The organism is Nocardia sp. NPDC060220 (assembly GCF_042727815.1).
Taxonomy (GTDB): Bacteria; Actinomycetota; Actinomycetes; order Mycobacteriales; family Mycobacteriaceae; genus Nocardia.
Map to the genome: position 1 here is coordinate 1 of NZ_JBHWZY010000228.1, position 8785 is coordinate 8785.

Sequence of the window (8785 nt, forward strand, 5' to 3'; positions counted from 1 at the left end):
ACGCCCCTCGAGCTGCGCGAACTGGATCACTCGCCGACGATCGAGGTCATCGTCAACCCCGAGGACATCGACTACGACGAGGGCTCCGAAGCCGCCCGCCGTAACTCCAAGCAGGTCGACATGGTCGCCAACACCTTGGAGCAGTGGGCCATCCGCGACCACGGCGACCGCCCGCACAAGCTGTTCCTGCACTTCTTCGAATCGCCCTCGGAGGTCCTCGGCGCCGACGGCAAGGTCGTCGGCCTGAAGACCGAACGCACCCAGCTCGACGGCACCGGCAACGTCAAGGGCACCGGCAACTTCACCGACTGGGACATCCAGGCCGTGTACCGCGCCGTGGGCTACCTCTCGCAGAACGTCACCCAGCTGCCGTTCGACGATCAGGCGGGCACGGTGCCCAACGAGGCCGGCCGCGTGATCGCCGACGACACCGCCGAAGGTGACGCCCGATTCATGCCCGCCACCTACGTGACCGGCTGGATCAAGCGCGGCCCGGTCGGCCTCATCGGCCACACCAAGGGCGACGCCAACGAGACCATCGCCTGCCTGCTCGACGACGCCAAGGCCTTCGCCCCCGCGCCGAAGCCCGAGCTCGACGCCGTCACCGAGTTCCTCGAGGGCAAGGGCATCCCGTTCACCACCTGGGCTGGCTGGTACCGCCTCGACGCCCACGAGCGCGCCCTCGGCGAGCCCGAAGGCCGTGAGCGCGTGAAGGTCGTGGAGCGCGAGGACATGCTGCGCGCCTCCGAGCCGAACAAGGCCTGAGTTTTCGGCGCGCTGGCGCGCGCGTGTTCGCGGCCCTGAATGGCCCGCCCGATCCCTCCTCGGGGTCGGGATGTGCGGAGGTTGGGTGTGCTGTCATGGCAGAACTCGGGGTTTCAGTGGTCCCGTCCTAGTGGGGGCGCGACGTTGAGCGCGCTCGCGCCGCAGAGATAAGGCATTCTGTACTGGTGTTCGATGCCCACGTCCACATCATCGATCCGCGGTTTCCGCTGATCGAGAACGAAGGCTATCTCCCCGAGCCCTACGTGATCGATGACTATCGAAAGCGTATGGCGCACTTCGATGTTCGCGGCGGTGCTGTTGTCAGCGCGTCTTTCCAAGGCGCTGATCAGACGTACCTGAAGGCAGCGCTGGCCGCGCTCGGTCCCGACTGGGTCGGCGTGACCCGGCTCGATCTCGACGCCACCGACGACGAGATCCTCGCGCTGAACCGGGCAGGCGTACGCGCCCTGCGGTTCAACCTCAAGCGCGCCGCCGCCGACATCACCGAGATGACATTGCAGGCGTTGCGCGCCCACGAACTGGCGGGCTGGCACGTGGAGCTCTACATCGACGGTCAGATGCTGGCCTCGCTGCAACCGGTGATCTCGAAGCTGCCCGCGCTCTCGATCGACCATCTCGGCATGTCCGACGAGGGTCTGCCGTACCTGCTCGACCTGGTGGACCGCGGCGCGCGGGTGAAGGCGACCGGGTTCGGCCGGGTCGAGATGGATGTGGCCGAGACGCTGCGACGCATTCACACCGTCAACCCGGGTGCGCTGATGTTCGGCAGCGATCTGCCCGGCACGCGCGCAGGCAGGCCGTTCGAGGAGCGCGATGTGGACCTGATCTCGCAGGTGGTCGGCTCCGATATCCACGCGGTGCTCGAGGACAATGCCCGCGAGTTCTACCGGCTGCCCGCGGTGCGTCGCCCGAAATCCGAGCCGCTACCCCGCACCGAGAATCCGACTATCCCGATCCCGCGCAATCAGCTCCCCGGCGCGGACGACCACACCCGTCCGCTGCCGATCATCGAGTAGTCAGCTGATGATCGCGCCGGTGAGCCACACACCGGACGCGATCAGCGCGCCGAACAACTCGACCAGCATCGACAAGCCGACGCCCTTGAGCGCGTGCACGGTCGCGGGCCAGGCCAGGTCGTTGGTCTTCAAGCGGTACAGCTCGGCCAGGTACACACCGAGCACGAAGCCGATGAACAGGCCGACGATCGGGATCACGAAGAAGCCGGCGATGCCGAGCACCGCACCGGCCAGCAGCGCACGGTTCGACACCCCGGCTTCGCGCATCCGCTTGCCCGGCCAGGTGTACTTCACGATGCCGGAGAGCGCCAGCGCGACGGTGGCGATCGCCAGCACCGTCCAGGCCGTCGTACCGCCGGTCATGAACGCCCACACCGCGATTGCCGCGAAGATGAGGATCACGCCCGGCAGAATCGGTACGATCACGCCGACGATGCCGACCAGAATGACAAGGCCGACAACGACCTCACCCCACACGCCCACTACCGGGTCCTCCCGTTGCCACGCCGAGTCGCGCTCGTGCGAATTCTCGCCCATGCTCTACCCGAGCCGCCACCCCAGCGCTATTGTCGGAGTGTCAATACCGTTCGACGACGAACTGAGGTCACCGCGTGAGCACGGAGTCCACCGCCAAGCAGGGGCCCCTTGCGGGCATCAAGGTCATCGAGTTGGCAGGCATCGGGCCAGGTCCGCACGCCGCGCTGCTGCTGGCCGACCTCGGCGCCGACGTGGTGCGCGTGCAGCGCCCGAACCAGCTGCCCGGCTTCATGGAACGCCCCCAGTGGCGCGGGCGAACGATCGTCGAGGCGAATCTGAAGGACCCCGCCGACGTCGCCAAGATCCTCGACCTGGTCGAGAAGGCCGACGTGCTGCTCGAGGGCTTCCGCCCCGGCGTCACCGAGCGCATGGGCCTCGGACCCGACGACGCGCTGGCCCGCAACCCGCGCCTGGTGTACGGCCGGATGACAGGCTGGGGCCAGCACGGCCCGCTCGCCGATCGCGCGGGACACGACATCAACTACATCTCCCTCACCGGTGTGCTCAATGCCATCGGACGCAAGGGCGAGCGGCCGGTGCCGCCGCTGAACATGGTCGGCGACTTCGGTGGCGGCTCGATGTTCCTGGTGTTCGGCGTGCTCGCCGCACTGGTGGAGCGGCAGAATTCCGGCAAGGGCCAGGTGATCGACGCCGCGATGATCGATGGCGCGCTTGCCCTTTCGCACATGATCTGGGGCATGCGCGGGGTCGGCCTGTGGTCCGACGAGCGCGGCACCAACCTGCTCGATACCGGCATGGCCTTCTACGACACCTACGAGACCTCCGACGGCAAGTACATGGCCGTCGGCGCGATCGAGCCGCAGTTCTACGCCGAACTGCTGGCCGGGCTGGAGATCGACCCGGAAGGTCTGCCGATGCAGATCGACCCGAACGGTCAGGAACAGCTGCGCAAGCTGTTCACCGACAAGTTCCTGACGAAGACCCGCGACGAGTGGGCCGCGATCTTCGACGGCACCGATGCCTGCACCACACCGGTGCTGACCTTCACCGAGGCCACCGAGAACCCGCACATCGTGGCCCGTACCGGCCTGATCGACATCGACGGTGTGGTCCAGCACGCGCCCGCGCCGCGCTTCTCGCGCACACCGGGCGGCACACCCACTCCCCCGCCGAACGTCGCGACACCGATCGAAACGGTCTGGGCTGACTGATTTGGCGGCCTGTCGTCGGTAAAGTTTTCCACTATCGACGACAGGCCGAGGTTCCGAACCGTCAGAACCCCACCGAAGGTGCTCGCCGCCCTCATCGCGGTCACCACCTTCGGCGCGGCAGTGCTGTGCTTCATCCTGGCCGAGGGATTGTTCGACACCCGTACCGCGCAGATCGCCGAAAACCATTGCCACAGTGCGGCACCGGTGCCGGTGATGGTGAGCGTGCTGAACGGGCTGGCGACCGGGATGCTGCTGGCCGCCGCCGTTTCGCTGCTGTGTCTGCTGGTGCTGCTGTTCCGCTATCCGTCCGAACGCGGCGCCGTCGCGGTGCCGCTGACCGCGCTGGGGTTGGTGGCCTCGGTGCTGTTCATGTTCGGGGCGGGGTACGAAACCGTGCGCCCCGAACCGGCTTCCACCGGGCACAACCCGTGCGCGTTCAGTAGCAGGTGAGGGGCTGGAGCGGGTCGGCGGCGCGGGGCGTGAGGGCGTCGTAGGCCGCGGCGATGGATTTGACGGCGATGCGTAGCTCGGCTTCGGGGTGGGTGTACGGCAGCCGGACGAAACGCTCGAACGCGCCCTGGACGCCGAAACGTGGTCCGGCGGCCAGCAATACGCCGTGATTGGGCGCGGTGGCGGCGAGCGCGGTGGAGACCGGGCTCGGCAGCTGGGCCCACACCGACATACCGCCCGCGCCGACCGTGATGTGCCAGCCGGGGAGGTCTTCGGCGACGGCGTCGAGCAGGGCGGTGCGCTGGGCGCGCAGCTGTTCGCGACGACGCTCGAGAATGGGTTCGGCGTTCTCGAGCAGGTGGACGGTGGCCAGCTGATCCATCACCGGGGTGCCGAGGTCGACCGTGGAGCGGATGCCGAGCAGTTTGGTGATCAGCGGCTGACTGGTACGGATCCAGCCGACCCGCAGGCCACCCCAGAACGACTTCGACGCCGAACCGATGGTGACGATCTCCGAGCCCTTCGCGAACGCGGCCACCGGCGGGGGCATGGTCCCGTCCGACAGGTTCAGCTCGCCCATCGACTCGTCGACGACGACGGTCATCCTGGTGTCGCGGGCGATGGCGGCCAGTTCGGCGCGGCCCTCGGCGCCGAGCAGCAGTCCGGTGGGGTTGTTGAAGTCGGGAACCAGGTAGGCCAGGGTGGCCGCGGTCTGCCGCGCCGTACTGCGCAGACCTTCGAGATCCCAACCGGCATCAGGGAATTCGGGCCGTAGCGGAATCGGAATGGGGCGGGCGCCGACGTCGCGGATGGCTTCGATGGCGTTCGGGTAGGACGGGTGCTCGATCAGAACCCGGGCGCCGGGCGAGGCGAGCACGTTGAGGAGCAGCCGAAGTCCGTGCTGCGCACCGAGGGTCACCAGGATCTGGTCCGGTTCCGTCGGCAGACCGCGCGCGGTGTAGCGACGGGCCAGTGCTTCGCGCAGCGCGAGGATGCCGACCGGGTCCATCCCGTGGGTGCCGAGGTAGGACGGGATTCCTTGCAGCGCTGTCGAATACGCGTCGTGGAGTTCGGGGGACGCGGGCATCGCGGCATAGGTCATGTCGATGGTCGGCAGTTCCGGCTGCGCCATCAGGGCCATGATGCCGCGGCTGGGCTTGGCGCCGTCGTGCTGGATCGCGGGCGGCAGCGCGACAGTGCTGCGAGAACCCTGGCGGCTGATCAGATAGCCGTGTTCGCGCAGCAGCGAATAGGTCGAAGTGATGGTGGTGCGGCTGACGCCGAGAGTCCCCGCCAGATCGCGCTCGCTGGGCAGGGCCACACCGAGTGGGGCGCGGCCGTCGTGGATCAGCAGGCGGATGGCTTCGGCCAGGGCCAGGTAGGCGGGCCGGTGCGGGCGGCGTTCGGCCTCGCCGCCGGTTTCGGGGTCACGCCACCGGCCGAGGTCGCGAGCCAAGCCTGCCGCACCGATCACTCTTGTCGCCATAAAGTCCAGTATTCCCTAAGTGGATATTTCGAAGCAAGGCCAGTGGGTGGATTCTTACTGGCATGACCACTTTCCTAGCCCTCACCGTTGCCGTTGCCTTCGGGTTGGCGGTCTACCACTTTTCGCCCAAGAAGGGCGAACTGCCCTTCTGGCCCTTCCAATATCTGCCCCATGACCGGGCATTCGGCACCTACGACGAGCAACGCCTCTACCGGGATCTCGATGCGATGCGTTCCTACGAGGTGGGCGACGATGCAGTCCAGTCGCCCGAAACTGGCCTTGAAGTCCAGTCGACAGACACGCAGCGAGGGTCGCTCGCCGCGTGAGTGTGTCTTTGTCGGTGGGTCGGCGCACACTGTGATCATGAGTGACTCGACGCAGACCGAGACGGTGGTCTCGGCACTGTTCGACACCGCTATCGGGCTGTGCGCGATCGCCTGGCACGGTGACGCCGTTGTCCGGTTCCAGCTGCCCGAGGCCAGCGAGGAGGAAACCCTCGCCCGGATCACCCGGCCGTTCGCCGGGTCCCCGGTGCCGGAGAGCGCGCCGGGGCCCGTGATCGTCGAGGCGATCGCGGGAATTCGCGCCCACCTCGATGGAGCGGTCGACGCACTGCGCTGGATCGAGGTGGACCTACGGGGTGCACCGGAATTCCATCGCGCGGTGTACGCGGTGACGCGCGAGATCGACCCGGGTCACACGCTCAGCTACGGCGATATCGCCGGCCGGATCGGAGCTCCCGGCTCCGCGCAGGCCGTCGGACAAGCGTTGGGGCGCAACCCGGTGCCGCTCATTATTCCCTGCCATCGGGTGCTCGCGGCCGATCACGCGCTGCACGGATTCTCGGCGCCGGGCGGGATCGGCACCAAGGCGCGGCTGCTGGAGATCGAACGGACGCCGGGCTTCGGTGAACCGATGCTGTTCTGATCGGCAACCCGTTCGGCAGCGCACCGATGAATTCTCGCGACGCGTCCCGTCTCAACGAACAAGATCGGACTCGCCCGGCTCGTACCAGCTGCCGGGTCCGCGAAACCCACGCGGACCTGCGGTCGAGGTGATCGCGTACCGTCGAGCGCGGCGGCCCGTTATCGAGAGGAATTCCCCCATGCAGACTGTGACGTCGGCCGACGGCACCACGATCGCCTACGACCGGATCGGTGAGGGGACCGCCGGGACCGTCATCCTGATCGGTGGCGCCTTCAGCTACCGCGCGTTCCCCACGATGGTCGAACTCGCGCAGGCGCTGGCCGACGACTACGGGCTCACGGTGCTCAACTACGACCGGCGTGGGCGCGGTGACAGCACCGACTCCCCCGGCGTGTACGACGCGGCCAACGAGATCGCCGATATCGCGGCGCTGGTCGAGGCCGCGGGCGGGAAAGCGGCGCTGTTCGGCTGGTCCTCCGGCGCCGCGCTGGCGCTGCTGGCAGCGCGGTCCGTGCCCGGCGTCACCGAGGTGGTGGCGTTCGAGCCACCGTTCGTGGTCGACGCGAAAGGCCATGTGCCACCGAAGGATCTGGCAGCCAAGCTGCACCCGATGATCGCGGCGGGCGATCGCGGGAAGACCGTGCGGTACTACATGACCAAGGCGATGGGGATGCCGTTGCTCATGGTGGCGGCGATGCGGGTGACACCCTTCTGGAAGACGCTGACGGCAACGTCGAACTCGACCGCGCACGACTGGGCCGTGATGAAGCCGTACATGCAGGGCAAGAAGCTGGACCCCGCCGACTGGCGAGGAGTCGAGGTGCCGGTGCTCGTACTGGCGGGCGACCGCACCGCACCGCTGCTCATCAAGGGCTCGAAGGCCGCCGCCCAGGTGCTCCCGAACGCGCGATTCGCCGAACTCCCCGGTGTGAGCCACAACCCCAAGATCTCGATCCTCGCCCCCGCCGTCGGCGAATTCCTCACCCGCACACAGTAATCAGGGCGGTGGTGGGTGATCGCGGAAGAACTGGCACGGCTCACCGGTGAGGTAGCCGTCCAGACACGCGAAGTACACCTGGACGCAGCTGTTACTCGTGCAACCGACGGTATAGAGCATCCCGCGAATGCGTTCGTTGCGCTGCTGCGAGGGGGCGAGAGTCTGCGCGGGCGGCGGCGCCGAACTCACCGGGGAGACGCTGGGCGAGGGAGCCGGGTCGTCCGGGGCGGCGCAAGCGGGCAGGATTGCCAGCGCGAGCAGAGCCGCCGCGGCTGACCCACGTCGCAGAGCCATCATCCACCTCCGTCCGAAACCCTTCTCGACGCTACCCCGGCGAGTATTCCGACACCGAAGTGGTCGCCGGGGCCGATTCCCACCGAGATCGCAGGATTACGGCCTTGCGGTTGGGGACCTATACGCCGAGCGCCCGGTCCGGCCGGAGTTCCGACCGGACCGGGCGATGGGTGAGCCCGGCCGACAACCGATCAGAGAGTCGCGCCGTAACCGCTGCCGAGCACGCCGCCTGCGACGGCACCTGCCGCGGCTGCGGGGACGCCGAGCACTGCGGCGCCGGTAGCCGCACCCGCCGCGGCGCCGATGGCAGCGCCCGCACCGGTGCTGGCGGCTGCGATCGGCCACGCCAGGGCAAAGCCCGCGGGAATCGCCGCCAGGGCGCTCGCGCCCGCGGTCGGGACCGCGGCCGCGGCACCGAGAATCGCGGCCGCACCCGCAGTGCCCGCGGCGCCCACCGCGAAGCCGACCCCGGCACCGATGCCGGCGCCGATGAGGCCGCCGCCTACCGCGCCGACCGCGGCAGCCGGAACACCCGCGATCGCGGCTCCGGCCAGCGCGCCACCGACGGTCGCCGCGGCGATCTTGTCCGAGCGGCTCGGGTTGATGCCGACCGAGCGGCCCTGGGTGGCGATCGCGGCTTCGGCGTCGGCGGCGGTGCCGTTCACACCATCGAGGACGTCGTTCGGAACCTCGTCCGGGACCGGGCTGGTGAAGTCACCGATGCGCAGTGTCCGCTCGGGCGGGGCGATCGGGGCCACCGGCTCGACCGGCTCCGGAAGGTGGAGTTCCTCGATGACGATCGGCGGGGCCGGGGTGGTGTACTCGGGCACCGGGCGCGACTCCGGACGCTCAGGCGTGAGATGCCCGAGCGAATCCGGACCGTCGAACTTCGCCAGATCCGAGCGACCGCCTTCGTCGGCAGGCGACTCGGTGGTGATACCCGGCTGCACCGGAGCCACATTCACACCGGGCTGCGGCACCGCGATAGCGACGCCCGCACAGGCGAGGGCCAACGCCATGGGTACCACCCCGATCACCGGCCGAGCGACCCGCCGCACCGTCGAAGAGTTCACATTCACAGACCGACGGATCACGCCGACACCCGCTAACACTCGAGGAG

10 protein-coding genes and 1 pseudogene are annotated in these 8785 nt (G+C 68.5%); 7 read left to right on the plus strand and 4 right to left on the minus strand.

Translation table 11 applies throughout. The features are described from left to right. Both ACFWF3_RS14295 and ACFWF3_RS14300 read left to right on the plus strand, forming a co-directional pair. Nucleotides 1-765, plus strand: a pseudogene (locus tag ACFWF3_RS14295) (pyridine nucleotide-disulfide oxidoreductase); the annotation flags it as partial. Nucleotides 766-950: 185 nt separating this feature from the next. Next, nucleotides 951-1802, plus strand: a complete 852-nt coding sequence (locus ACFWF3_RS14300; RefSeq protein ID WP_378995910.1) for an amidohydrolase family protein — start codon at nucleotides 951-953, stop codon at nucleotides 1800-1802. Here the strand turns inward: ACFWF3_RS14300 and ACFWF3_RS14305 are convergent, their stop codons facing one another. Next, nucleotides 1803-2285: a DUF456 domain-containing protein gene (locus ACFWF3_RS14305; protein ID WP_379314021.1), complete on the minus strand. Its 483-nt coding sequence runs from the start codon at nucleotides 2283-2285 to the stop codon at nucleotides 1803-1805. 128 nt (nucleotides 2286-2413) lie between these two features. On the opposite strand from ACFWF3_RS14305, the gene ACFWF3_RS14310 reads away from it, so the two are divergent. Continuing rightward, complete coding sequence (locus ACFWF3_RS14310) at nucleotides 2414-3511, plus strand: CaiB/BaiF CoA transferase family protein (RefSeq protein WP_379314017.1); 1098 nt, start codon at nucleotides 2414-2416, stop codon at nucleotides 3509-3511. 78 nt (nucleotides 3512-3589) lie between these two features. Then, nucleotides 3590-3961: a hypothetical protein gene (locus ACFWF3_RS14315; RefSeq protein WP_379314018.1), complete on the plus strand. Its 372-nt coding sequence runs from the start codon at nucleotides 3590-3592 to the stop codon at nucleotides 3959-3961. On the opposite strand, the gene ACFWF3_RS14320 is transcribed toward ACFWF3_RS14315, so the two are convergent. After that, on the minus strand, nucleotides 3948-5447 hold the full coding sequence (locus tag ACFWF3_RS14320) for a PLP-dependent aminotransferase family protein (RefSeq protein ID WP_378995908.1): 1500 nt from the start codon (nucleotides 5445-5447) through the stop codon (nucleotides 3948-3950). The genes ACFWF3_RS14315 and ACFWF3_RS14320 overlap by 14 nt on opposite strands. Before the next feature lie 62 nt (nucleotides 5448-5509). Here ACFWF3_RS14320 and ACFWF3_RS14325 point away from each other — a divergent pair, with 62 nt between their 5' ends. The 3 genes from ACFWF3_RS14325 to ACFWF3_RS14335 all read left to right on the plus strand — a co-directional run bounded on the left by ACFWF3_RS14325 (nucleotide 5510) and on the right by ACFWF3_RS14335 (nucleotide 7371). Beyond that, entirely contained in the window at nucleotides 5510-5773 is a 264-nt protein-coding gene (locus ACFWF3_RS14325) for a hypothetical protein (protein WP_379314019.1), read from the plus strand. 37 nt (nucleotides 5774-5810) lie between these two features. Then, nucleotides 5811-6374, plus strand: coding sequence for a methylated-DNA--[protein]-cysteine S-methyltransferase (locus ACFWF3_RS14330; protein WP_378995904.1), 564 nt, complete (start codon nucleotides 5811-5813; stop codon nucleotides 6372-6374). Between the two features lie 178 nt (nucleotides 6375-6552). Beyond that, on the plus strand, nucleotides 6553-7371 hold the full coding sequence (locus tag ACFWF3_RS14335; RefSeq protein ID WP_378995901.1) for an alpha/beta fold hydrolase: 819 nt from the start codon (nucleotides 6553-6555) through the stop codon (nucleotides 7369-7371). Here ACFWF3_RS14335 and ACFWF3_RS14340 read toward each other — a convergent pair whose 3' ends face one another. Together ACFWF3_RS14340 and ACFWF3_RS14345 are read right to left on the minus strand one after the other, a co-directional pair. Next, complete coding sequence (locus ACFWF3_RS14340; RefSeq protein WP_379314020.1) at nucleotides 7372-7665, minus strand: hypothetical protein; 294 nt, start codon at nucleotides 7663-7665, stop codon at nucleotides 7372-7374. A gap of 191 nt (nucleotides 7666-7856) precedes the next feature. Further along, nucleotides 7857-8777 carry a hypothetical protein gene (locus ACFWF3_RS14345; RefSeq protein ID WP_379314022.1) on the minus strand — a complete coding sequence of 307 codons (921 nt, stop codon included), beginning with the start codon at nucleotides 8775-8777 and terminating at the stop codon, nucleotides 7857-7859. Nucleotides 8778-8785: the final 8 nt, after the last annotated feature.

Excerpts from the sequence above, each read along its gene's own strand:
- ACFWF3_RS14320 (WP_378995908.1), bottom strand. The coding sequence starts at position 5,447 with ATGGCGACAAGAGTGATCGGTGCGGCAGGCTTGGCTCGCGACCTCGGC.
- ACFWF3_RS14325 (WP_379314019.1), top strand. The coding sequence starts at position 5,510 with ATGACCACTTTCCTAGCCCTCACCGTTGCCGTTGCCTTCGGGTTGGCG.
- ACFWF3_RS14330 (WP_378995904.1), top strand. The coding sequence starts at position 5,811 with ATGAGTGACTCGACGCAGACCGAGACGGTGGTCTCGGCACTGTTCGAC.
- ACFWF3_RS14335 (WP_378995901.1), top strand. The coding sequence starts at position 6,553 with ATGCAGACTGTGACGTCGGCCGACGGCACCACGATCGCCTACGACCGG.
- ACFWF3_RS14340 (WP_379314020.1), bottom strand. The coding sequence starts at position 7,665 with ATGGCTCTGCGACGTGGGTCAGCCGCGGCGGCTCTGCTCGCGCTGGCA.